Here is a 23315-nt window from a genome sequence, read left to right on the forward strand (position 1 = left end):
GCGCTTGCTTTGCCTGAAGATTAGAGCTGAACGTTAACGGCTCAGCGCCTGACATCGAGCTCGTCTCATCAGCCAGAACGCCGATTCCAAGGGACAGAAGATGCTAGAGGCAATGATCGGAAGCGGTGAGCAATCTGTGTCGGGGCTTCAGTCTAATACACCTTCGCTGTGGCTCGTCGCCGGGCTCCTGATCGCGCATCAGGCGGCACTCACCGTGATCCACTACATCGTCGGACCTGCCATGGGGTTCGACCCGGCGTCGGCCGCGCTCACCGCAGCGGCGATCGTACTGGCGGCGCTGCTGATCTTCGGCCTTGTAGCGCTCGACACGCGGCGTGCAGGACGCGCGCGCGCCGTGCTGCTCACGGCGCCTTCATGGGAGCGGCGCACAGCGGTCACGATGGTTATCGGCCTTGCCGTCGCGCAAATCCCACTTGGAATCCTCGCTCTGCAGGAAGCAACCGTGTGGCAGTCGGGTGCCGGCAGCAACCTTGAGGTCGGCCGGGCGCTCGTCGCATCGCTGTCTGGACCTGCCGGGCTGGCGCTGCTCGTCGCAACGGTGATCGTCGCGCCGATGGTCGAGGAGCTGCTCTACCGCGGTTACCTGCTCGGCGCGCTGGTCGACCGCGGTTGGCGCGTCACCGCAGTGCTGGTGTCGGCCTTCCTCTTTGTGACGCTGCACTTCGAGCCTGCGAACCTGGTCGCTTCGCTGTGCCTTGGCCTTGGGACCGGCATCTGCGCGCTGCGCACGCGCTCTATTGTGCCCGGGCTCTTTGTCCACGTCGCGAGCAACGCCTTCGGCATGTGGTACGCGACCTTAGCCAGCTGAGCCCAACACGTCGCCGCGAACGTTCTCTGCGCAAACCAAGGGGCTACGACATGACGACCTATCCGCTAAGCGAGCCAGCAACGACCTATGCGACCGACGACGATGGCAAGGTGACATCGACCGTCCTCTCGAACGGGACGTTGAGCGAGTGCGCGGCATTCGTCGAGGCGATGCCACACGATGAACGGTTTTCGACTGCAATCAAGATGGACACGCTGGATATAAGCTTCGGGCCTGCCGAAGTGGACGAACTGCTTCGCTATCTACGCGACGAGGACGAGGGATTGTCCAACAAGGACATCGCTGACATCGCAGAAAAGATAGAGTGATCGGCGGCTCACCCGATTGGCTACAAATCTTCGCGCATCATGATCGTGAGCACGCGCCGTGTGATGCTCGGGTTGGCCCGATCTTCTGAGCCATACTCAAGCGCGAGATCGTAGTAGTCGATCGCAAAGTAGACCGTGCGGCCGCGCAGCTCGAACTCACCGCGGTTCCGCTCGCGATCCTTCTCCGGAAATGCATGCGCTCGCACGGCGGCCATGATTTCGATTTAGGCGACAATCGCGGGTACCCCGCCCTCGGCGAAGGTCGCGAGACACGAGCGCGTGACTACGATGCGCGCGCGGCGGTCGAGGCCGCACCGGCAGCGATCATTGAGCGCGCCGATGATCTCGGTGCGTGTGAGTTGAACGGCGGTGTCCATCTCAGGTCCCTTCGGGTAAATGGGTGGGATGCAGATCTTCGCGATCATCATCGCGCTGCTCGGCGCGGCCGCATTCGAGGGCATGGCCCTGCTCTACCGACGTAAGGTGATCCCAGCCGGTCCGCTCATCGCTTTGGCGACCAGCATCTTCCTCACGATGGCTGGCCTGACGGTAGTCGGCCTCGCGCCGGGAGAGCTGGTCATCGTCAACCAGGCGTCACCGTCGGCCGATCAATGACGTTTACGCAGCGATTGGTTCGCCCATCCTCCGGGTCGACAGTCCAGCATTGAATCGCTCGAGCCAGCTCTGCATCGTCGGCCGCTCGCCAAGCGGCACCATGGCAGCGACGTCCTGGAAGCGGATCAGGTCAACTGGCGCGTCGCGCCAGATCCGATCGATTTCGCGCGCGGGCAGGAGGCCTTCGGCGCGGATAAAATCGGTCATGCGGCCCGGGCGCGCCTTGGTCGATCGCCGCCACAATCCCTCGACCGTGTGCAGCCGCGGTGCGGCGCGCGCCTCGACCAACACGATCAGGCGCAGGCACCAGCGAGGAAGCTCGCGGATTTCCTGAGGCCTATTGGCGATGCAAAGCCAGCACGCCGACTTTGGCGGGACAGGCAGCCCGGCCGCGACGATGCGGGCTTCGCAGGCCTCTCGATCCCAGCCCCATTCGCGTAGCGGGTAGCGGCACTCGTAGAGCGGGTCATCGATCGACAGCGCGTGGTTGGCCCGCAGCGTGTCACGCGGGCCTGCATCGTAGCCGATCAGCCGAATGACACGTTGGCCAAGCGCCCAAGCGTCTTTCGCCGGCTGCCAGCCAGCCAGGAACGCATCTTGCGGCGCCTTCTTATATTTCAGGCTGCAGCTCGAGCCGCCGAGGCTTTTGCTCGGCAGCGTGGCGTTGGTCAGGCACATCTCCAGCAGCCCATAGTAGGGCGGCCAGTGTTTGAAGCGCTTGGGCGTGTACGAGACCAGCTCGTGCCGGATGCCGTGCGCGTCCATCCATGGTCGGATCACATCGAGATAGGCGTAGGTCGCCGGCTTCTCGACCCCGGTGTCAGCGCTCAGCACCAGGTCGGGCTTCTGCCCGCGTGCGACCAGCTCAACGAGAAGCGCGGTACTATCCACGCCGATGCCGTAGGCAAGCACGACGGGAGAGGGTGGCATGTCCATGTCAGATCCCCCGACCGTTGAAGGTGACGACGACGCCGGCGAGGCAAGCGGCCTCGGCCAGCGCAGCGCGGACCACGGCTTCGGCGACCGCCGGCATGCGGAAGGTGATGGCGGTGCCGCGAGCAATCGGGTCGGGCGAGATCGCGATGGGGCGCCTGCCCGTCCACGCCGCGGCGGTGATGTGTGCGCTCCAACCCTGATGCGCGGCACGTGACCAGGAGCGGACGATCACGTCGCGGCCGGCGAGACTGAAGATGCCGAAGCGCGGCAGCGGGTGACCGAAGATCGCACCGGGCTCGTCGAGCCCATGGCCGTCGTCGCTGAGCTGTAGCAGCCGCTCGCCGGCTGCGCCGATGACCGCGACATCGACGCGGGCAGCGTCCGCGGCACGGGCCGCCTGCAGAAGTTCGAGCAGGACGTCGGTGATGCTGTCGGCGAAGAGCTCCTGCACCGTAGCAACCGCGCTTGGCGCGGCGGTGGTTGCGAATGAGGCGGGGAGCATGGCGGTCTCCTTCTCGCGGGTTCAATCCCGCGACCTCCTGCTCCCCTCTCCTCTTCCTCGCTCAGGGCTGCGCGGCCTCGATCAGCTTGATCCGAGCGGCTTTCAGCCGTCGCACGCTCTCGGTGAGGAACAACCCCTCGGACGATAACTCCGAAACTGTCTCCATCCGCTCCGCGAGTGTGACCAGCCGACGATCGATCGCGTCCGCGGTCACCGTGATCTCGTCGACGGTGAAGTGGATGGCGGAAGGCGGAGGCGGCAATCGCAGCGGCTGGCGCACCTCGGGTCGGCTCTCGGTGGATGCATGGACGCCCAGAGGTGCGCTTCCGCATCGAAGAGCTCGTCGAAGGCCTGGCTGGAGTTGTCGACGTTGACGATCCACCGTTCGCCACTTCGCTCCATGAAGCCGGTCGCGTAGATCCGGCCCGGGCTGTCGCTATCGTCGACCCGGCCCAGCTCCTCGCCGGCCGCGGTGAGCCCGTCGACATCGCGGGCAGTCAGGCGCCAGGCGTTGAAGAGCTCGGCTTCATAGGATGCGGTGAGATAGTGTGCCGTGGCGATAGCGCACGTCGTCCACGACGCTTTGCTTCTCAGATGAAGTGCGTCTTCGACTTCTTAGAGCTACCACTCATTTCCATAATGACATCCTTTTGGAAAAGCGGGCAGCTGACCGATGTCGGCTATCGCGCAAGGGCTACGCGGGCGATGCCGACACACAAACTGGGCAATTTGATCCTTAAGCCACGCCATACAGCAACACGTTGGCCTTGCCGTACAGTAGGCCCGACAGTCCCGCTTGAGCCCGATCATGATCCTCCGTCACGGTATTCGAATAGATTCGGTGATTTGAACGCTCTGGGGCCTCCCGATCGGCATCAACGAGCCGGCGAGGATGACGAGCGGCTCCCGCGACGGATTGGACGGATGGAGCACCAACGTCTCGTTCTCGAGCGCGGTGTCGCGAGGCCGCAGCGTCACGGGGGTCGGCCCCGCTTTGATCTCCGTCGCAGGTCCCATGCTGCCGTCGGGCAGTGCCCTCCGCACCATCGCGCTGCCACCCAGGACCTGGAGCGAGAGACGCCCGGACAGGACGTAGATCACCTGCATACCCGAATGAACCTCGCCGGAGATGGTCGCGCCGGGAGCGAACACGACACGGCGAAGCGAAAGCTCGAGGCCGGGTGCCGCAACCGGTTGCCCGGATCCGAGCACCGTCCGGGTAACACCCTTCACGCCGGCGTCCTGTGCCGAAGCGGGCCATCCGAGCGCCAGGAGCGCAAGGAAACCTGCGGACGTCATCATCTTCATCATGCGCTAATCCTTGCTGCTTGTTGGTGACGGTAGCAGGGGCTGACGCCCGACAGCCGAAATCGGCTTGGCTTGGATGCAAGACAGACGTGCTGGCCGTAGATCACGATCTCAGATCCGTTTGCTAATCGCGATGGCAATACGGCAGCCGAGACGGATCGCTCCGTAGAGGAATGCATGACCGGGAGCATGATGGGATCCGGCCTCCACGGCTTGGTCGCGGTGCTCCAGCTCCTCGTCCCTGATCCGTTGGACGATCGCCGACAGATCGGGTTCGTTAGCGCCAAGCGAAGCAAGCTGGTCGTCGTAGTGCTGCACGACCGTGTCCTCGACCGCCTCGGTACAGGCCATCGCGGCTTCAGGACTCATCAGGGCGGTAGTGACGCCTAAGGCGAAACCGGCGGCGTGCCACAGCGGGAGGAGGATGGTCGGGCGAACGTTCCGGTCTGTGAGGAGTTCAGAGAACCGTGCATGGTGCTCGCGCTCCTGCGCTCGCATGTGCAGCAGGTCAGTGCCGTAGCGGCCATCACGGCCCAACACCGCGATCTGCCCGTCGTAGATCCTAACTGCGCCGAACTCGCCGGCATGATCGACGCGGATCAAGGCACCTAAACGTCGCGAGGGAAGCCCAAGCGCAACCTGTGCCGGGGTTCCATCCGCTTCGACCTTCGGGGCTCGGCGTGATCGGGTGATTGCGTCGTTTGTCTTGGTCAAGGCTTCGGTCGCTCGTTCTGGAGGCGCAGCGGAAGAAGGCAGCCGAGGTCCTCAACGCCGTACCAGAGCGGACCTGCGGGATCGTTGGAGCTTGCTATCAGCCCGAAACGCACGATGAAGCCCGCTGAGCGTGCCTCATGCCGTTCCGCCCCTTTAATAGTCGCCGTCGCTGTCGACATGGTCAGACACCCCGCGCTTCCAATAGCCGGACACGTGCAGCGATCGCCGTTCGAAGCCGAGCTCGGCGAACTCTGCGCGCAGGCGTCGCGCCGTCGCGCTTTCGCAACCTACCCATATCTGATCCCAGTCGGGGCTCAGCGGCAAATTACGTCCGACGGCGAGCAGCCCCTCTCCGCGTCGGTCGGGGGTCTGCACAACGCTAGAGTTAATCAGGCTGGCTGCCTGGCAAAGTTTACCAATGGCAGGTCGGTCGGCGCCCTCGACGATGGCGATGCAGGAGGTCTGCCGTGGCAGACTTTCGAGGATAACGCAGATGGCGGGCAACGCGCATTCGTCGCCGAAGAGGCAGAGGCGGCGTTTCGGATCATGCCGGAAGTCGCTGCGGGGGCCGTAGAGCCGCACACGGCATCCAAGGCTCACCTTTCTGATCCAGGAGGCAGCCGGACCGGGATCAGGCGCTTCTCCATGCAAGACGAAATCAATGTCGATTTCGCCGGCCTCTGGACGGTGGGCGCGGATCGTGTAGGCACGACCCGCAGCGCCCTCGCCGAAGAAGAGCTTCATCCACTGGCCTGGGCGAACATCGCGCAGGCTGCAGAAGTCTTCACTGCCGAAGGTGACCCGCCGCATGCGGTGGGTAATCTCTTGGACGCAGGTAACCTCCGCATCGAACGCAGGGCTTTGCGGTTGAGGTGGCATGTTCTTTTCCCAATAACCACACCATAATTGATAATCGTTCGCAAAACGGCAACGATGTATTCTGACAAAGAATAATGCTTTCCCGCCACGTAAACCGTAGTGCGGCCTGCTGCCGTGGCGAGAAGCGGTTATCAAACGGCGCGATGACGCTAGCTGTGAAGGAAGGCACGACCCACGTCGGGAGAATGGGCCGCTTGAGACTCTTCTCGGATCGGATGCATGGCTGAACAGCCTGAGGCACCTTGTCCCGGCTCACCGAAGCCTCTTCTAAGGGCGGCGTTGAGGCGGTCGCGACGCGACTTCCTGGTGGACGTGGGGGCTGCGGAGCGGACGGCCGCCAACGCTCGCATCCTCACCGCGCTGCGTCCCCTCACCGACGGTGATGAACCCGTGGCGGGTTATGCCTCGCAAGCTAATGAGCCGGACGTGCTGCCGCTGCTCGCCGACCTGCACACGGCAGGTCGCACGATATTGCTTCCGCAGGTGCGAGGCGGACGTATGGACTTCGTCTCCTGGTCACCGGGCGACACTCTGGTGCCCGGTTATGCCGGCATCCAGGTGCCTGAGACCCGTGGAGGTATCTGCGAACCCGGCGTCTTGCTCGTTCCGCTTCTCGGGTTTGACCGGGAGGGCGGCAGGCTGGGCCAAGGAGGCGGCTTCTACGACCGCTTCCTCGAACGCCGGCCGACCGCAAAGCGGATCGGCGTCTCCTGGAGCGTTCAGGAAGTGGACGAAGTGCCGAGGGAACCTTGGGACGTTACACTGACCGCCATCGTCACAGAGCTGGAAACCGTCACGATCATGCCTCGTCCGTCCCCATGGGACGGCGACGTCCGCGCGTGAAGCCGGCATCGAATAGGAGTGCCAACGTATGGAACATCGTCGTCTTGGTTCATCGGGTCTTCGGGTGCCCGCCTTGGCTTTCGGCACCGGGACGTTCGGAGGCGCCGGTGATTTCTTCAAGGCGTGGGGTTCGACCGACGCAGACGGAGCCGCACGCCTCATCGACGTCTGCCTCGACCATGGCATCACGATGTTCGACAGCGCCGATGGCTATTCGTCCGGACTTGCCGAACGAATGCTTGGGGAGGCAATCCGCGGCAAGCGTAATCGGCTTCTCGTCTCCACCAAGGTGACGTTCCCGACCGGTGACGGAGCCAACGATTATGGTTCGTCGCGCATCCACCTGCTCGAAGCGGTCCATGCATCAATGAAGCGTCTCGGCGTCGATCACATCGACCTGCTGCACCTTCACGGCCAGGATCATGGGACGCCGGTCGAGGAGACGTTGTCGACGCTCGACCAACTCGTCCGGGAGGGGAAGGTGCGCTATGTCGGAGCGTCCAACTTCTCGGGCTGGCATCTCATGAAGTCGCTGGCCGCTGCCGACCGGCTCGGATATCCGCGACACGTCGCGCATCAGGTCTACTACTCCCTGCTAAACCGGGATTACGAGTGGGAGCTGATGCCGCTTGGTCACGATCAGGGCGTGGGCGCTACGATCTGGAGCCCGCTCGGTTGGGGCAAGCTGACCGGGCGGATTCGGCGCGGCCAGCCCGCCAAACCCGGTACCAGAGCGCACGATATCGCCGGCACCGGTCCGCAGTTCGATGAGGAACGGCTATACCGTATCGTAGACGTTCTCGACAATCTGGCCGAAGAGACGGGCAAGACCATACCCCAGATCGCGCTCAATTGGCTGCTGCGTCGCCCCACCGTCGCGACCGTCATTGTGGGCGCCCGCAACGAGGAGCAGCTCATCGAGAATACCGGCGCGGCCGGGTGGGCGCTTACCGACGAGCAGGTCGCTCGCCTGGATGATGCGAGCACGGCACCCGCGCCGTATCCGTACTGGCACCAGCACGGATTCCCGATGCTCAACGAGACCGGCCTGCCGACCGGTTAGTCGCGAGCTGCGCTCTTACTGTCGAGGACATCCGGCTTACACATGGACATGACAGCTCCGTACTCGAACCATGCAGGGCGGGTCGTCGTCACCGGCTTTCGGACGACGGCTGGACCTGGCGACTTCTCACGCCATGTGCATCGCGATCGTGCGCAGTTGATGTATGCGGCGCGTGGGCTGATGCACGTGGCCACTCCCGCGGGCCGCTGGATCCTTCCGCCCGGCAGGGCGCTCTGGATAGCCGCCGAAACTGAACACGGTCTTGAGGTCAGCCGCGGCGCCGACCTCGAGATCCTCTATTTCGGTATCGACGCTCCGAACCTGCCGGCATGGGAAGGCTGTGCGGTCGTCAACGTCTCACCCTTGGTGCGCCACCTGATTGAGGCGTGTATGGACATGGACGATGTCTATCCCCGCGACACGCCCGAGGCGCGACGGATCGGCGTTCTGTTCGACGAGCTTTCTACTCTGCCGAAAGCCCCGGTCAGCCTTCCGATGCCGCGTGATGCGCGCGCGGTCCGGGTCGCTCAGATCGTTGCGGCCGATATCGCCAGCCGCGTCCCCCTGCGCCACATGGCGCGGGAGGTAGGCGCCTCCGAGCGGACCATCGAGCGCCTTTTCGCGGCCGAGACGAGGATGAGTTTTGGGGCTTGGCGTGGCCGCGCACGCATGGTCGCCGCTCTCGAGCGGCTGGCGGCGGGTGAGAGCGTCCAGGCGACCTCATTCGCGATCGGCTACGAAAATCCCTCGAGCTTCATCGCAAACTTCCGTGCAACCTTCGGGACAACGCCAGGCGCTTATTTTCATCATTGATTGTTTTTTGAATGCCCTCGAGACCGTTGACGAAAGGCCATCATTATAAGTCGTGATGACGTTATCGCGTCCAACGCCGGTTTCCTATCTGTTCCAAACGAAGTGCGTCCATTGCTGCGCATCTAATATTGGATCAGATCAAGGAGCCATCACATGTCGCTCGTCGGCACCCGTATCAAGCCGTTTACCGCACAAGCATATCGGGACGGCAACTTCGTCACAGTCAGCGACTCAGACGTTATTGGCAAGTGGGCTGTGTTTTTCTTCTACCCCGCCGATTTTACGTTCGTCTGCCCCACTGAGCTGGAGGATTTGGCCGATAACTCCCAAACCTTTCGCGAGATGGACGTCGAGATCTACTCAGTATCGACCGACACTCACTTCAGTCACGCGGCGTGGCATGACACCTCACCCGCGATCGGCAAGATCGATTTCACCATGATCGGTGACCCAGCAGGCGTCATCACCAACAACTTCGATGTCATGCGTGAGGGCCAGGGGCTCGCGGACCGTGGCACCTTCGTCGTCGACCCCGATGGCGTCATCCAACTTATCGAGATCACGTCCGAAGGCGTCGGCCGCAACGCGATGGAGCTGCTGCGCAAGGTCAAGGCCGCGCAGTACATCGCCGCGCATCCCGGCGAGGTTTGTCCCGCCAAGTGGGAAGAGGGCGACACGACGCTCGCTCCTTCGCTCGACCTGGTCGGCAAGATCTGACCCGACGCCCCGAGGCTGGTTCCTGCTCTTCCCCCACCGCCGCACCTGTTTGAGGAGAAACTTCATGCTCGGCGCAGATCTCAGCGCGCAGCTCAAGGGCTATCTGACCAAGATCGTCCACCCGATCGAACTGGTCGCGGCTCTCGACGACTCCACGGGTTCGCGCGAGCTCATCAGGCTGCTTCGCGAGATCGAAGCGCTGTCGGACAAGGTGTCGGTCGTGGCCGGAGACGACCCGCGGCGCCCATCGTTCCTGATCCGGCGGGTAGGCACGGATATCGCCGTGCGCTTTGCCGGCATTCCGCTGGGGCACGAGTTCACCTCGCTCGTGCTTGCGTTGCTTCAGGTCGGCGGTCATCCGTCCAAGCTGGCGCAGGACGTCGTCGCGCAGATTGCAGCGCTCGAAGGGCCGCTTGCCTTCGAGACCTACTTCTCGCTTTCGTGCCAGAACTGTCCCGACGTCGTTCAGGCACTGAACTTGATGAGCGTCCTCAACCCACGGATCAGCCATGTCGCGATTGAGGGCGGGCTGTTTCAGGAGGAGGTGGCGGCGCGATCCGTCATGTCGGTTCCCTCGATCTTCCTCAACGGCCAGCCGTTCGGTCAGGGCCGCATGACCGTCGAGCAGATCGTCTCCAAGCTGGATCACGAAGGCGCCGAGAAGGTGGCGGCCAAGATCGGCGCCAAGGACGCGTTCGACGTCCTCGTCGTCGGCGGCGGACCTGCGGGCGCGTCCGCAGCGATCTATGCGGCGCGCAAGGGCATCCGCACCGGTATCGCCGCCGAACGGATGGGCGGTCAGGTGCTCGACACGATGTCGATCGAGAACTTCGTTTCCGTTCCACACACTGAGGGTCCACGGCTCGCCAGTGACCTGGAGCGTCACGTCGCCGAATACGGCGTCGACGTGATGAGCCAGCAGCGCGCGGCCAAGCTGATCCCTTCGTCGACGGTGGGTGGCCTGCACGAGGTGCAACTGGAGAGCGGCGCATCGCTAAAGGCCCGCAGCGTCATTCTGGCGACAGGTGCGCGGTGGCGCCAGATGAACGTGCCGGGCGAGGAAACCTATCGCAACAAGGGCGTGACCTATTGTCCGCACTGCGACGGCCCATTGTTCAAGGGCAAGCGCGTCGCAGTGATTGGTGGCGGAAATTCGGGTGTCGAGGCGGCGATCGATCTGGCCGGGGTCGTCGCACACGTCACGCTGATCGAATATGCCGCTGACCTGCGAGCCGACGCGGTGCTTCAGCGCAAGCTCGCCAGCCTGCCCAATGTGAAGGTCATCACATCGGCGATGACGACGGAGGTCGATGGCGACGGAACGCGCGTGACGGGCCTGACATACAAGGACCGCAACCACGATGCCGTGCACCAGATCGAGCTGGAGGGCATCTTCGTCCAGATCGGCCTTGTCCCCAACACCGAGTGGCTCCTCGACGCCATCGCGTTGACGCCGCACGGCGAGATCGAGGTCGATCATCGCGGAGAGACGTCGGTGCCGGGTATCTTCGGCGCAGGGGATGTGACGACGGTGCCCTTCAAGCAGATCGTGATCGCGATGGGCGAGGGCTCGAAGGCGTCGCTGTCGGCGTTCGATCACCTCATCCGCCTACCGCTGGAAGCGGACACGCAGGAGGCGATGCTGGCCGCCTGACATCAGGACTTCCTGTCCGTCAGGCCGCTAGAATGATCTCGGCCGCGGCCATTCCGCCTGCGCCAATCCTCTGAGACGCAGCTCTTCGCAACCGCATCAGGCGCCGCCGTTGCATATGACGGGTGGCGCTTCAGCACCGGGAGTCCGGCCTTGCTGCCGGATGAGGACGTGCGATGATGCCGGGATGGTCTTGAAATACAAAGTCGCGGTCGTGACCGTGTTCGCGTTGTTCGTGGACCTGCTCGACCTCACGACCGTCAACCTCGCGATCCCCACCCTTAAAGCGGAGTTCGCCGCGTCCATCGGCGTCGCTCAACTGGCGGTCACGGCCTATCTCGTGACGGTAGCCGCCGTGATGCCCGCAAGCGGCTGGGCGGCGGACAGGTTCGGCGCCAAGCGGACGTTCCTCTTCTCTCTCAGCGTCTTCACGCTCGGCTCCGCCCTGTGCGGAGCAGCCTGGAGCATGCACGCGCTGATCGCCGCTCGTGCCTTGCAGGGCATCGGCGGAGGCCTCTTGGTGCCGGTCGGCATGGCCATCCTGTTTCGGGCGTTTCCGGAACGGGAACGCGCAACCGCTTCGGCGATCTTCTCGGTACCGGCCGCAGTCGCACCGGCCCTCGGACCATTCCTCGGCGGCATCCTCATCGACGTCGTCAGCTGGCGCTGGATATTCCTGATCAACGTGCCCATCGGCGTCGTCGGGCTCGGTCTTGGTTTCCTCTGGCTCAAGGAGGACCGGGTCGAGCGAGGCGATGCCCTCGACGCCAGGGGCTTCATCCTTGGCGCGCTTGGTTTCGTGGCGGTGACGATCGCCCTCTCATTCGCCCCGGAAGGACCGCTCGTTCGACCCGGCATCCTGATCCCGCTGCTGGGAGGAATCCTGATCCTTGCGGCCTTCGTGCAGGCCGAACTGAAGAGCGCCGCGCCGCTGGTCGATCTTCGCCTCTTCCAAGGCAGGGAGTTCGCGGTCGGCAATGCGACCATGTTTCTGGCTTCGGTGGGATTCGGTGGGTTGCTGTTCGCTCTGCCCCTTCTGCTGCAAGGACCGCACGGCTTTTCCGCTGCACGCGCGGGAACCGTCATGGCCACGCATGCGGTCGGCATCATCGTGACGACCGTTCTCGGCCCGAAGTTGATAAGGGTCTTTGGAGGACGGGTCGTTCTGTCGATCGGCCTGCTCGGCTCCGGCGTTTCGACCCTCGCCTTCGCGCTCACCAGTCAAGCCACGTCACAGGTCCTCATGGGATTGATCCTCCTGGTGGCGGGCGGTTCGTTCGGCTTGACGGTGGTCCCGCTTCAGACTGCCCCTTTCCGCGGGATGGACCAGGCCCAGATCGCACGTGGAACGTCGATCCTGAGCGTCGTGCGGCAGCTTGGCGTGGTCATCGGGACCGCTGCCGTCGCCGTGCCTCTAGGCCGCATGATCGGCACGGCCGGGTTCGACACGGCGTTCATCCTGGCGGGGCTGCTGATACTTGTCGCTGTCCCAGTCACGGCGCTGATGCCAAGCGATTACCGCGATCAGGCCGCGTCTAGACATACGCACTGACGCTCTGCGTCGGACCGACTTCAACTTCGCTGCCGGCCGTCCGTCAACGCTGCACGCCGAATTCAAGACCTGCCAAGGCCCAGCCGCGCGGCAAGGAAGTCCAGCAACGCGGCCACGCGGCGGGACGGGTGTCGGCCAGCGGGATGGACCGCGTGAAGGTTCACGGCACCGGTGCTGAAATCGTCGAGCACGGCTTCAAGCCGGCCGGCGGCAAGATCCTGTGCGATGTCGAGGTCGAACTTTAGGACGACTCCCGCGCTGGCGATCGCCCAGGCGCGCAAGGTCCCGCCGTCGTTGGCGGTCCGGTCACCGCGAATGCGCACCGCGAATGCACGGCCCTCCTCCTGGAATTGCCAGCTGCTCTGCGGTGCGCCCGGCCGGGCAAGGACGATGCAATTATGCCGCGCCAGATCGCGGGGATGCTCGGGCCGACCGTGCTGTCGCCAATAGGCCGGCGACGCGCAGACCCGGCGCGCGCCGCGCATCAGCAGCCGCGCCGTCAGACCTGAGTCCGGGAGTTGACCCATGCGCAGCGCCAGATCGTAGCTGTCCTCGACCATGTCGACCACCGCATCGCTCAGCGTCAGCGCAATCTGCACGCCCGGGTTCGCCTCCATGAACTCATGAAGAAGCGGAGCCAGCGTGCTGCGCCCGAAATCATTGGTGGCCGTCACACGGATTTCGCCGCGGAGCGGTCCGCGATCAGATACCTCGTCCATCGCTTCGTCGAGATCGGCAAGGATGCGACGGCAGTTGGCGAGAAAGCGCTCACCCTCCGGGGTAAGCGACAGCCGCCGAGTGGTGCGCGTGACCAGTCGCGCGCCAACCCGCTCCTCCAACCGCTGCAATGCCGACGTCACGGTTGAGGGCGAGAGCCCCTGCGCGCGCGCAACCGCCGACAGGCTGCCGAGATCGGCAACCGCGACATAGAGACGAAGCAGGTTGAACTGATCCATTGTTCGCCCTGACCGAAAGGTGCCTGATCGCCTATGCGGATTATTCAACGACGAGCAACGCCTATCTCTGTTTCATAAAGATGGAATGGAGCAAGCAAGATGACGAATACGACTTCGCAGGCGACCCGCGGCGGTGACGGGCTAGGCGCCCTGATCGGTGCCAAGATCTTCGTCGTCGGTGCCGGCTCGGGCGTCGGGCGTGCGATCGCGAGCATGGCAGCCGCGCGCGGCGCCAAGGTGGCATTGGCCGGGCGCAGCCGCGACAAGCTGGATGCGACCGGGGCGACGCTGGGCGGTGCGGTGCTGGGAGTCTATGCGCTCGACGTCACTGATCGGGCACAGGTCGAGGCGGCGCTCGCGGAACACGGTCCCTACGATCACATCGTGACGACCGCGGCCGACCTCACCTTCGGACCGTTCACCGGCCTCACCGACGCTCAGATCGAGGGCATGCTGGCCTCCAAATTCTGGGGACCGATCAATCTTGGCCGGGCTGCCGAAAAGCATCTCGCCCCGCAGGGCAGCCTGTTGTTCTTCTCGGGTCTCGCAGCCTACCGTCAGGGCCCCGGTTCCTCGATCGTCGGTGTGGTCAATATCGCACTGGAGAGCCTTGCCGCGGCGCTTGCCATCGAACTCAAGCCCAAGCGCGTCAACGTTATCTCGCCCGGTGTCGTGGATGCGGGTTCCTGGTCGAGCATGAGCGAGGACGAACGCACGACTTTCTTCGCCGACGTCGCCGCGGCGCTTCCTGTCGGGCGCGTCGGTGAGGTCGAGGACGAAGCGCACGCCGCGCTCGCGGTGATGGAGAACGGCTTCATCAACGGCACCGTAGTGAACGTCGATGGCGGCGGCCGGGTCGCCTGAGCGATCGTTCCTAACGACTAGCGGAACATCACGATTTCAGGAGAAACATCATGGCAGACAAGCACATCCTGGTGGCGGGCGGCGCGGGCGTCGTCGGTCGGACAGCGATTGCCGCGTTCGAAGAGGCGGGTTGGCCCGTCACCACGCTCAATCGCGACGACACCGCGTTGGGGAAGGGACAGCACATCCCGGCGGACCTGCTCGATCCGAACAGCCTCGATGCGTCGAGCGACACGCTGAAGACCGTCACGCATCTGTTCTACGCGGCGCTCAAGCCCAACGCCGACCCCGGCGTGGAGGCGGACGAGAATGCGACGATGCTGGAGAACCTCGTTGCGGCATTGCGCCGCGTCGGCGCTCCACTCGAGCGGGTGACCTTCATCCAGGGCGGCAAGGTCTACGGCGCGCAGCTCGGCGTCTACAGGACGCCGGCGCGTGAGGACGACAGCCGGCACTTCCCGCCCAACCTCTACTTCCGCCACGAGGATTTCGCCCGTTCGCTCGAGAAGGACGGCATTCGCTGGACGGCGCTGCGCCCGGACATCGTGATCGGCCATTCGCTCGGATCGGCGATGAACCTCGGCAACCTGATCGGCGTCTACGGTTCGCTCTGCCGTGCCACGGGAACGTCGTTCCAGTTTCCCGGTACCGAAAAGGCTTATCGGGATACGCTGGTGAACGTCACCGGTGCCGACGTGCTGCGCCGCGCCGCGCTCTGGTCGGTTGAGACGGAGGCGGACGGCGCCTTCAACATCACCAACGGCGACGTCTTTCGCTGGTCGCACGTCTGGCCCAAGCTCGCGGCCTGGTTTGGGCTGGAGGTGGGCGAGCCACAACCGATTTCGCTGGTGCAGCGGCTCCACGCGATGCGACCCGTGTGGCGAGAGCTCGCAAAGGCGAACGATCTGGCGGAAGCGGATATCGATCGCCTCGCGCCGGGTGCATTCGGCGACTTCATCTTCAACGTCGAGGCGGACGCGATCTTCGACGTCACCAAGGCCCGACGCGCCGGCTTCGCGATGGACGAGCGCTCGGATGACGTGCTGCTCGCGCATCTCGACGACATGCGCCAGCGCAAGCTTATTCCCTGACAGCATGGCCGTGGCGGGGTCCTGACATCAGCCCTGAACGATCCTGCCAGATTTGCAATCGAGAGAGGATTATCATGACTGATATTCTTGGTCTGCATCATTACGCGATCCGTGCCGTGGATTGGGACGCAACGGTCAAGTTCTACGTCGAGGGACTCGGCTTCGAGATGGTCTATCCCTGGACCTTCGAGCCACTGATCAAGCGGTCGGCGTTCCTGCGGGCGCCGGGCGGCGGCTTCATCGAGGTCTTCGGCTCTGACGACGATGCGGCCGGCGCACCCGAGAACAGTGTCAAGACGGCGCCGTTCGACGGAAAGGTGGAGCCCGGTATCGTCCATGTCGCGCTCAAGGCAGCCAGCCCCGAGAGCGTCGATCGGGTCGTTGCGCGCGCGGTCGCCGCAGGTGCCACGGTGCATACGGAGCCGCAGGGCCGCGAGCTGGTAGGCGAGCCGAACCTTCCCTTCCGCATCGCCATGATCGTGGGCCTCGACGGCGAGGTCATCGAGATCTGCCACAACGGTCAAATCGACGTGTAGAACCGGCAGGACCGGCTATTCCAGACCGAAGCCTGGGCCCCGGTGTCACGGGTGGCCGGTCCGCCGATCCGGATGAAAACAAGACCTTCAAAGGATTACGGCGCATGTCCGACACTGCATTCTGGCCCGGCGGCGCACGCCTCGCCATCTCCCTAAGCCTGATGTTCGAAGGTGGCGGCCAGCCGATTTCGGGCGCAAATGGGCCGATCCCAGAACCGATCCAGGACGGCCTGCCCGACCTGCCGACCAACGCCTTCTTCGCCTATGGCGTCAATGAGGGCATTCCGCGCATCCTCGACCTGATGGACAAGCATGGCATCAAGCTGTCGTCCTTCGTGATCGGTCAGGCGATCGAGAAGGCCCCTGAGCTGGCGCGGGAGATCGTCCGGCGGGGTCACGAGATCGCGGCGCACGGGCGCACGTGGGAGACCAGCTACACCATGCAACCCGACGAGGAACGGCGCTTCATCGCTGATGGCGCGGCGTCGATCGAGAAGATTACCGGAGTGAAGCCGGTCGGCTGGAACGCTTACTGGTTGCGCAACTCCCCCAACACGCTCGACATCCTGCAGGAGCTCGGCTTCGAGTATCATATCGACGAACCCAGCCGCGACGAGCCGTTCATCGTGCCTCTGTCGGGCGGCGACATCGTGACGGTGCCCTACACCTTCCACATGAACGACATTTCGTCGTTCCCGTTCGAAGGTTATGATCCGATCGCCTATGAGCAGGCGCTGAAGGACGAATTCGATCAACTCTATGACGAAGGAGCGCATCGGCGTCGCATGATGGTGATATCGTTGCACGACCGCATCTCGGGACACGCAAATCGCGTCCGACTTCTTGATCGATTTCTCACGTACGCCAAGTCGAAGCCCGATGTTTTGTTCGCCCGCAAGGATGAGATCGCCAGGTACGCCTTGGAGACCAAGGGCTCCCTGACACCTATCGTCCGGCGCGGCTCCCCGACCAAGACCGGCTTGCCGGGACCTGCGGGCTGAAGTCGAAGTATCAGTCACTTTTGCATTTCTTGACTGCGTCAATGAATGACGGCGTCGTCGAGCTACTCGACTAACCAAGAGGTAGATATGTCGCAGCTGGCGCCCGTGTGGTCTCATGGGCAAGGTCTCGGCGCAGCGGCTCAAGGAGGCACTGGAAGTCGCTGCCAGGCTCACTATGCCTCCTGGCGAGGCCATTGCCATAGCGATTAACACTCGGGAAACGCAGCGGGGGAACCTAGGGCTTGGCTTGACCCGAAAGCCCTCACGCTGCACGCCCGAACGATGGATCAGCCCGAACCACTCGACCGACTTTTCGCAACGATCGCCTCTCGACGCGACGCCGACCCTGCCTCCTCCTACACAGCCTCGCTGTTCGCGCGTGGGCGGCCGCACATTGCGCAGAAGCTAGGTGAAGAAGCGGTGGAGACTGTGATAGCGGCGCTTTGTGACGACGAACGCGCGATCGTGCGTGAGGCAGCGGACCTGCTTTACCACCTCTTGGTCCTGTTGGCCGATGCCGGGTTATCGATGAACGAGGTCCGCGCCGAGCTGGCGCGCCGATCGAGGGTATCGGGGCACGCCGAGAAAGCCGCCCGCGGCGCCCCTCTGCCGCCCTACTTTCCGCTCGAGCAAGAACCACGATAATACGGCGGTAGGTGACATACTTCCCTGACGATTGGCGATCGCTGCAGAGCACGCGTGCGCTGCTGACAGCCCAGCGGAGAGGTACAATCCTGAGATAGTTGATCAAACAGCTCGCCTGAACAGCTTCTCCGTTCGATCAGGCCCGTCTGCAGGGGTATTGAACACATCTTGGCGAGGGTCTAGGCGTACGTCGTTTAAGTTGCCGCGCGAAGATGACCGCGGCAACCACTTGCTTCAATCCTTCTTCACCCACGGCATCGACAGGTCGATATCGGTCACCAGCTTGCCGCCGCCAAAGCTCATGTTCTCGAGCGGAATGGCGTACATGAGCAGGCTGACGTCATCCTGATCAACGCCGGCTTTCTCCACCGCGTAGCGTGTGACCAACTCAGCGAGCTTTCGCTTCTGCTCGGTAGTTCGGCTGTCCCCGAAGGTGACGGTGACGATCAGGCGCCGGTCGGATCGCTGCTGCGCGGGAAAGGTTGGATGGATGAAGAGCGCGTCCTCGCTGTGCTCGCTTATGACGACGAAGCGGTCGTCCATTGGAGTATCCATTGCCTCATGCAGAGCGAGGTTTAGCGCATCGGCCAGCCCGCGCTTCTGGTCGCTGGTGAACTTGCCTGCGGGAAGGTGTGCGTGGAATATCGGCATGGATCGGTCCTTTGTTTTGGTCACAATGGATAGGTACGCTCTGCGCGCGATCAGGCGATTGATCGGCCGCCGTCGACCAGGATGACCTGTCCGGAAATGTATGATCCGGCTGGGGAAGCGAGGAGGATAGCCGGGCCGACGAGGTCGACGGGATCAGCCAACCGTTTCACAGGAACTCGGTCGATCATCTTCTGCGCGCGTTTGTCGTCATTCCATATCTCCCGCGCGAACTCGGTGCGAACGAACGCGGGTGCCAAGGCATTTGCTCGGATGTTGGACGGTCCAAACTCGGCGGCCACGCTGCGGACGTAGCTGTTCAGCGCAGCCTTGGTGACGCCGTAGGTCGCCAGCCCGGGACTGGCTCGCTCCGACGCGATGCTCGACATCAGGATGATGCTGCCGTCGCGTTGGGCAACCATGGTGGGCAGGAACTGGCGGACGATTGCATGGGTGTTCACGACCGTGGTCGCAAGCATGTGCTGCAGCGTCTCGGGCGATTGGGCGAGAACCGAGCCGATTGGTGGGACTTCGGCCGCAAGGCAGAACAGAATATCGACCCTGCCGAAAGCACTGGCGACCCGCTCCCCGAAGCTGTCGACATCTTCGCGGCTGGTGATGTCGCAGCGTACGCCCTTGGCGGTGTAGCCTTCGGCCAATAGAGATCGGGCGACGGCCTCTGTGTCGTCGTCACGATGGCTGGAGACGACCACACTGCACCCGCATGCTGCGAGACCGCGCGCAATGGCCAGCCCCATCCCCGCCGTCGACCCGGTGAGGACGGCAACCTTTCCAGATAGGTCAAATCCTTGGTACATCGACGCTACACTCGCTGAGCTTGAGGAATATGGGCCCGCATCAGCATCGTGGCTGAGCCCTTCGTCGGTGAGTTTCACGATATGCGCCAATGCGGAGGGTAGGCGGCGTCATAGCCCCGCATAGCCTCCATCCGTACTCGCCAGTCGTCGAGAGCGGGTAGCCGTGCGGCGAGCTTGTCGAGTTCAAATCCCCTTTCGACCGGCTGCAATCGGGGCGCGACCCGACGCAGCAACTGGATGTGGGGTAGGGCAACAATGTCTGCGGCGGTGATGTCGTTACCGACCAGGCAGGGCGAACCCGAAAGCGTCCGGCTCATTCCGCCGAGCGCTTCCCAGACCCGGTCCGCGGACGCGCGCATCGCCTCCGGATCGTGCCCCGCCTCGCCGCGCAGCAGCGGGCGGACGATCCCGTTTTCGATGAGATCACGCAGGTAATTCTCGAACTCGAGGATTTGCTGCCAAATCCAGCCGACTTCCTGCGCGGTGCGGCCGAACAGCGGAACGGCTGGATGCGCCCGATCCAGAAACGCCATGATCGCGATCGACTCGCTAATCGCGGATCCGCCGGTCTTCAACACCGGTGCCTTGCCTCGTGAATTCAGCGCTAGGAAAGCGGGGGTGCGATGCTCGTCCTTGCCCGTGTCGAGGCGATGGGAGTCATAGGCGATGCCCTTGTACGCAAGCGTCAGCTGTACCCGCCAGGAATAAGGACTGCCGCTGATCCAGAAGAGTTCGTGTTTCACCGTGTTTCCTTACCGGACCAAAGGGTGAGCATCCGCCCTCAGGTGAGATGCTCGCGGAACCATGCGGTCGCGGCTGTCGCAGCGGCAGACAGTTGCCCAATATACGGATCGAAATGGCCGCCCGGTATGAGCGCAAGCCGCTTGGGCTCCAGCGCACGCTCGTACGCAGCCAGTGCAAGGTCGGTGACGGTGACCCGGTCCTCGGCAGCGACCACCATCAGCAAGGGGGTCGGTGACACGCGCGCGATCCATGCGCCCGGCTCGTACATGCGCGCGGCACGCGTCGAGCGCACCGTAACCTCATTTTCCCAGATGCCGTCAGGAATAAGCTGAAGATAGAAGTCGATTGCGTCGCGCGAACGATAGGCGGCGGGCACGGCGGGATCGTCGCTGACGATGGCTTGGCGGCGCGGCTGCTCGCCGGCGAGCTGCGCTCGCTCATCCTCATCAAACGTTCGCTCGAGGGCGGGAATGTTGTCCGGCGCGATGCGGCGCAGGCCCTGTTCGAAGCCGCTGATCGTCGGCACCTGCGCAACGACGCAGCGCAGCCGACGATCAGTCGCCCCTAACACGATCGCATGGCCGCCGGCATAGCTCGTGCCCCACAGGCCGATCCGCGAACCGTCCACGTCCTCCAGCAATTCAAGGTAGGAAATCGCCCGCCGCCAATCGGCGATCTGGCGCCATGGGTCGACATCGGCTCTCGGCTCTCCTCCGCTGGCACCAAAACTGCGATGGTCGTGGACTAGGACGACGAAGCCCGCCTCGGCAAAAGCCCGAGCGAACGGCTCGATCCCATGCTCCTTTGTGCCGGCATAGCCATGCGCCATTGTGATGGCGGGATGGGGCCCTGCCTTTTCTGGACGGAACAGCCAAGCGCCGAGCGTCACATCGCCCTCCGCGGGGAAGGTCACATCGGTCTTCGTCACCATGGACGCGTTCCTCAAAGATACGGTACTATGCGCCTATATAGCCTCGCGACGTTCGCAAGCAACCCGGCGACCGCCAGCTTCAAGCTATTCGAGCGGAAGCTCAGTCGCGATGACCGCCGACATCGTCTCGCGCATCTGGCGCGCATTCTCCACACCGAAGCTTGCCTCAAAGGCGGCCTGAGCCTTCTCCCATGCCGCATAACCATCGCGAACCCGCGAGAAGCCGGGTTCCGTCACGCTGATGATCCGTGACCTGCGATCATCCGGGTCGGGAGAGATGCGCAGCAGACCGTCGCGTTCGAGCGGCTTGACAAGGTGGCCGGCGGTCGTTCTGTCCATCACCATCGCGTCTGCCAATCTGCCGATGCTCATCGGACCATGGCGCGCGAGATACAGTAGGGTCGTGTACTGCGTTCCCCGCAGCCCCGTGCCCGCCAGCGCATTATCGTAAAACCGGGTCATGTGCCGTGCCGCCTGCCGGATCGCGGTGGCATTGCACCGCGCTATCCCCGTCTGCGGGTAGATGACGTCATCGCGAGCTGCCATTATAAGTCCGATCGGCCTGCAGCTTCATGTCGGATTGAGGCCAACAGCTGTCAACTCGCCGTCTTGCCGCCACCATATTCAGACGACACGGCACCGATCATACCCGATCGGCACGTGACGGCTGAAGCGAAAGGTCGATCGTCATGGCGCGGCGCAGTCGCGATCGTATGACCAAGCGATGAAACGGCCGTATGACCGCCAGATAAGCCGACCCCAGGAGATTATGGCATTTGACAGCCGTAGTGGCGATCAATCGCCGCCCGTCCTGCCCCTCACGCTGGATGAGCAGCGACAGCCGAAAACTCAGATGTGTGTCGTCATCTCCGACTACAATCTCCGTGGCACTTTCAGCCAATATCTCGAAAAACCCGATTTGATCCCGGTCGGGCCGAGATTTGCGCATATCGCCGGATGTCCGTAGTCCGATGGGAGCAACGATCCGGTCTCGGAGCGACAAGAGGAGCTTAACCCAAGGCTCGGCTTCATCAAACACTGCGTGCCCGATGGCACGGATATCACCGCCATGATGCGCAGGCAGCTGCACCGCGAAGGAGTCGAGCAGGTCCGCGCCTTCGTACCAGTCCGCGAGCCGACTTGCGACGGGAGGAAGCTGCTCGCTAACGACGACACGATGCTTCATGGCTGTGGTCCCATGCTTGGTCTACGGGTTAAATCATTGCGCGAGTGTGGTGTCACCGTCGCTGTTCAGCATGTGAGTACAACCGCCATATAGGAAATGCCACTTCGTTCGGACGTGACTGATCCCACTATCCATTGTTTCGCGCGACGTCCTCAAAATCATGAGGCCACAATCCTCACGAATTTTGGTTCAACTACAATCTCAAACTGGTGATCCGTATTTATGTTCAGTGGTGAGACTTCCTAAGACAATCGGGAAAGATCGGCAAAACGGCATACGAGCAGCGCCCACTGTCCCGATTGTGCAAAACGGGTGAGATGGAACGCAGGATCAAACATCTAGCTTCGCTGGGGACGAAAACCGAGATACTCAGAGCCGCCGCAATCGAGTTCTAAGCGTTCGACTTGCTGTGGGCTTTCAGGCCGATTGTCAACGTGTCGAATGATTGATGCATCGCTTGCCTGGCAGCATTGGAATTGCCGCGTTGTATAGCCACGCTGAGATCAAGTTGGGCTTCTACTAGCGACGTACGTAGCAACGCCGTTTCATGAACCTTATCAAAGGCGCGTCGCAAAGCAGGCTCATTCTTAAGCCAGTTTGTACGAACCCAAAGGTTTACCACCTCATTTCCAACATGTCCGGAGATCGAAAGGTGGATAGAACGAAGCATTTCAAAGGAGTTTTCAGTCAATATGGATTTGCAGCCTTCCATGCGACCTCTAAGGCCCTGACTTACATCGGAAACGATCGCCGCCAGTGCTGCAACCTGACCCTCAATCAGTCGATGCGCAGCTAGGATATTCGTTGCATCCTCAATATCGTCATCGGCCCCTTCTTCGATATGGTATGGGACTTGTATCCTCCCCGCGTCGTTCTTTTCAGTAGTTCCTATATATTCGAGAGCGATGAGCGCCTCACGAATAGTTGACCGACTCACCTTGAACCGCGCCATAAGCTCTCTTTCGCTCGGAATATGCCGACCCGAACGACTCGATTCATTTACAAGATCATCTCGTATTAGGTAAGCGATCCGCTTGTAGAGCCCTTCCCCTTGTCGCGCCATTGAGCCCTCCTTGTCTTCCGGGACTTTGGACCACCAGTAGGTTAAGTAGGACCACGTCGGAAGCAATCACGTCGCGAGGAC

28 protein-coding genes and 1 pseudogene are annotated in these 23315 nt (G+C 62.9%); 14 read left to right on the forward strand and 15 right to left on the reverse strand.

All coding sequences use genetic code 11. The features are described from left to right. The first annotated feature begins 100 nt into the window (after positions 1-100). Together FHY02_RS20660 and FHY02_RS20665 are read left to right on the forward strand one after the other, a co-directional pair. The gene (locus tag FHY02_RS20660) at positions 101-829 is read left to right on the forward strand and encodes a CPBP family intramembrane glutamic endopeptidase (protein WP_183925840.1); all 729 of its coding nucleotides are present in this window, start codon (positions 101-103) and stop codon (positions 827-829) included. A gap of 50 nt (positions 830-879) precedes the next feature. After that, positions 880-1158, forward strand: coding sequence for a hypothetical protein (locus FHY02_RS20665; RefSeq protein WP_183925842.1), 279 nt, complete (start codon positions 880-882; stop codon positions 1156-1158). A 20-nt stretch (positions 1159-1178) separates the two neighbouring features. Here FHY02_RS20665 and FHY02_RS23485 read toward each other — a convergent pair. After that, positions 1179-1535, reverse strand: a pseudogene (locus FHY02_RS23485) (DUF3768 domain-containing protein). A gap of 28 nt (positions 1536-1563) precedes the next feature. Between FHY02_RS23485 and FHY02_RS20675 the strand changes: the two are divergent. Further along, positions 1564-1773 (forward strand): hypothetical protein, encoded by a 210-nt coding sequence (locus FHY02_RS20675; protein WP_183925844.1) that lies wholly within the window; start codon positions 1564-1566, stop codon positions 1771-1773. 3 nt (positions 1774-1776) lie between these two features. Here FHY02_RS20675 and FHY02_RS20680 read toward each other — a convergent pair whose 3' ends face one another. From FHY02_RS20680 to FHY02_RS20705, 6 genes are all read right to left on the reverse strand, one after another. Continuing rightward, complete coding sequence (locus FHY02_RS20680) at positions 1777-2709, reverse strand: hypothetical protein (protein ID WP_260173038.1); 933 nt, start codon at positions 2707-2709, stop codon at positions 1777-1779. A 1-nt stretch (position 2710) separates the two neighbouring features. Further along, on the reverse strand, positions 2711-3211 hold the full coding sequence (locus tag FHY02_RS20685; RefSeq protein WP_183925846.1) for a hypothetical protein: 501 nt from the start codon (positions 3209-3211) through the stop codon (positions 2711-2713). Positions 3212-3272: 61 nt separating this feature from the next. Further along, entirely contained in the window at positions 3273-3491 is a 219-nt protein-coding gene (locus FHY02_RS20690) for a hypothetical protein (RefSeq protein WP_183925848.1), read from the reverse strand. A gap of 539 nt (positions 3492-4030) precedes the next feature. After that, positions 4031-4522 (reverse strand): hypothetical protein, encoded by a 492-nt coding sequence (locus tag FHY02_RS20695; RefSeq protein ID WP_183925850.1) that lies wholly within the window; start codon positions 4520-4522, stop codon positions 4031-4033. Between the two features lie 108 nt (positions 4523-4630). Further along, positions 4631-5122 (reverse strand): demethoxyubiquinone hydroxylase family protein, encoded by a 492-nt coding sequence (locus tag FHY02_RS20700; protein ID WP_260173039.1) that lies wholly within the window; start codon positions 5120-5122, stop codon positions 4631-4633. 264 nt (positions 5123-5386) lie between these two features. Next, a complete protein-coding gene (locus FHY02_RS20705) occupies positions 5387-6043 on the reverse strand; it encodes a siderophore-interacting protein (RefSeq protein WP_183925852.1) in 657 nt (218 codons plus the stop codon). 288 nt (positions 6044-6331) lie between these two features. Here FHY02_RS20705 and FHY02_RS20710 point away from each other — a divergent pair, with 288 nt between their 5' ends. The 6 genes from FHY02_RS20710 (at position 6332) to FHY02_RS20735 (ending at position 12751) form a co-directional block, all read left to right on the forward strand. After that, on the forward strand, positions 6332-6955 hold the full coding sequence (locus FHY02_RS20710; RefSeq protein WP_260173040.1) for a 5-formyltetrahydrofolate cyclo-ligase: 624 nt from the start codon (positions 6332-6334) through the stop codon (positions 6953-6955). Between the two features lie 28 nt (positions 6956-6983). Next, positions 6984-8018 carry an aldo/keto reductase gene (locus tag FHY02_RS20715; protein WP_183925856.1) on the forward strand — a complete coding sequence of 345 codons (1035 nt, stop codon included), beginning with the start codon at positions 6984-6986 and terminating at the stop codon, positions 8016-8018. A 42-nt stretch (positions 8019-8060) separates the two neighbouring features. Then, entirely contained in the window at positions 8061-8831 is a 771-nt protein-coding gene (locus FHY02_RS20720; protein WP_183925858.1) for a helix-turn-helix transcriptional regulator, read from the forward strand. A 153-nt stretch (positions 8832-8984) separates the two neighbouring features. Further along, positions 8985-9548 (forward strand): alkyl hydroperoxide reductase subunit C, encoded by a 564-nt coding sequence (gene ahpC / locus FHY02_RS20725; RefSeq protein WP_183925860.1) that lies wholly within the window; start codon positions 8985-8987, stop codon positions 9546-9548. 64 nt (positions 9549-9612) lie between these two features. After that, complete coding sequence (gene ahpF / locus FHY02_RS20730; RefSeq protein ID WP_183925863.1) at positions 9613-11202, forward strand: alkyl hydroperoxide reductase subunit F; 1590 nt, start codon at positions 9613-9615, stop codon at positions 11200-11202. 184 nt (positions 11203-11386) lie between these two features. Beyond that, entirely contained in the window at positions 11387-12751 is a 1365-nt protein-coding gene (locus tag FHY02_RS20735; RefSeq protein ID WP_183925865.1) for a DHA2 family efflux MFS transporter permease subunit, read from the forward strand. Between the two features lie 62 nt (positions 12752-12813). Here the strand turns inward: FHY02_RS20735 and FHY02_RS20740 are convergent, their stop codons facing one another. Beyond that, the gene (locus FHY02_RS20740) at positions 12814-13707 is read right to left on the reverse strand and encodes a LysR family transcriptional regulator (RefSeq protein WP_183925867.1); all 894 of its coding nucleotides are present in this window, start codon (positions 13705-13707) and stop codon (positions 12814-12816) included. 99 nt (positions 13708-13806) lie between these two features. Here FHY02_RS20740 and FHY02_RS20745 point away from each other — a divergent pair, with 99 nt between their 5' ends. From FHY02_RS20745 to FHY02_RS20765, 5 genes are all read left to right on the forward strand, one after another. Continuing rightward, positions 13807-14571 (forward strand): SDR family oxidoreductase, encoded by a 765-nt coding sequence (locus FHY02_RS20745; RefSeq protein WP_260173041.1) that lies wholly within the window; start codon positions 13807-13809, stop codon positions 14569-14571. A gap of 50 nt (positions 14572-14621) precedes the next feature. After that, positions 14622-15662, forward strand: coding sequence for an NAD-dependent epimerase/dehydratase family protein (locus FHY02_RS20750; RefSeq protein ID WP_183925871.1), 1041 nt, complete (start codon positions 14622-14624; stop codon positions 15660-15662). Between the two features lie 74 nt (positions 15663-15736). After that, positions 15737-16198, forward strand: coding sequence for a VOC family protein (locus tag FHY02_RS20755; RefSeq protein WP_183925873.1), 462 nt, complete (start codon positions 15737-15739; stop codon positions 16196-16198). Between the two features lie 104 nt (positions 16199-16302). Further along, on the forward strand, positions 16303-17199 hold the full coding sequence (locus tag FHY02_RS20760) for a polysaccharide deacetylase family protein (protein WP_183925875.1): 897 nt from the start codon (positions 16303-16305) through the stop codon (positions 17197-17199). A gap of 282 nt (positions 17200-17481) precedes the next feature. Continuing rightward, a complete protein-coding gene (locus tag FHY02_RS20765) occupies positions 17482-17844 on the forward strand; it encodes a phosphoribosyl-ATP diphosphatase (protein WP_183925877.1) in 363 nt (120 codons plus the stop codon). Positions 17845-18078: 234 nt separating this feature from the next. On the opposite strand, the gene FHY02_RS20770 is transcribed toward FHY02_RS20765, so the two are convergent. The 7 genes from FHY02_RS20770 to FHY02_RS20800 form a co-directional block, all read right to left on the reverse strand. After that, on the reverse strand, positions 18079-18495 hold the full coding sequence (locus FHY02_RS20770) for a tautomerase family protein (RefSeq protein WP_183925879.1): 417 nt from the start codon (positions 18493-18495) through the stop codon (positions 18079-18081). Positions 18496-18545: 50 nt separating this feature from the next. After that, positions 18546-19388, reverse strand: a complete 843-nt coding sequence (locus tag FHY02_RS20775; RefSeq protein WP_221198767.1) for an SDR family oxidoreductase — start codon at positions 19386-19388, stop codon at positions 18546-18548. After that, the gene (locus FHY02_RS23370; RefSeq protein WP_183925882.1) at positions 19385-20053 is read right to left on the reverse strand and encodes a glutathione S-transferase family protein; all 669 of its coding nucleotides are present in this window, start codon (positions 20051-20053) and stop codon (positions 19385-19387) included. The genes FHY02_RS20775 and FHY02_RS23370 overlap by 4 nt, the downstream gene beginning before the upstream one ends. 38 nt (positions 20054-20091) lie before the next feature. Beyond that, complete coding sequence (locus FHY02_RS20785; RefSeq protein WP_183925884.1) at positions 20092-20985, reverse strand: alpha/beta hydrolase; 894 nt, start codon at positions 20983-20985, stop codon at positions 20092-20094. Positions 20986-21069: 84 nt separating this feature from the next. After that, positions 21070-21447, reverse strand: coding sequence for a MarR family winged helix-turn-helix transcriptional regulator (locus FHY02_RS20790; RefSeq protein ID WP_183925886.1), 378 nt, complete (start codon positions 21445-21447; stop codon positions 21070-21072). A 181-nt stretch (positions 21448-21628) separates the two neighbouring features. After that, a complete protein-coding gene (locus FHY02_RS20795; RefSeq protein ID WP_183925889.1) occupies positions 21629-22171 on the reverse strand; it encodes a DUF2867 domain-containing protein in 543 nt (180 codons plus the stop codon). 391 nt (positions 22172-22562) lie between these two features. Then, on the reverse strand, positions 22563-23234 hold the full coding sequence (locus FHY02_RS20800; RefSeq protein WP_183925890.1) for a FadR/GntR family transcriptional regulator: 672 nt from the start codon (positions 23232-23234) through the stop codon (positions 22563-22565). Positions 23235-23315: the final 81 nt, after the last annotated feature.

Origin of the sequence: Sphingomonas sp. BK069, from assembly GCF_014193405.1 — a bacterium.
In the GTDB taxonomy this organism is placed as follows: domain Bacteria; phylum Pseudomonadota; class Alphaproteobacteria; order Sphingomonadales; family Sphingomonadaceae; genus Sphingomonas.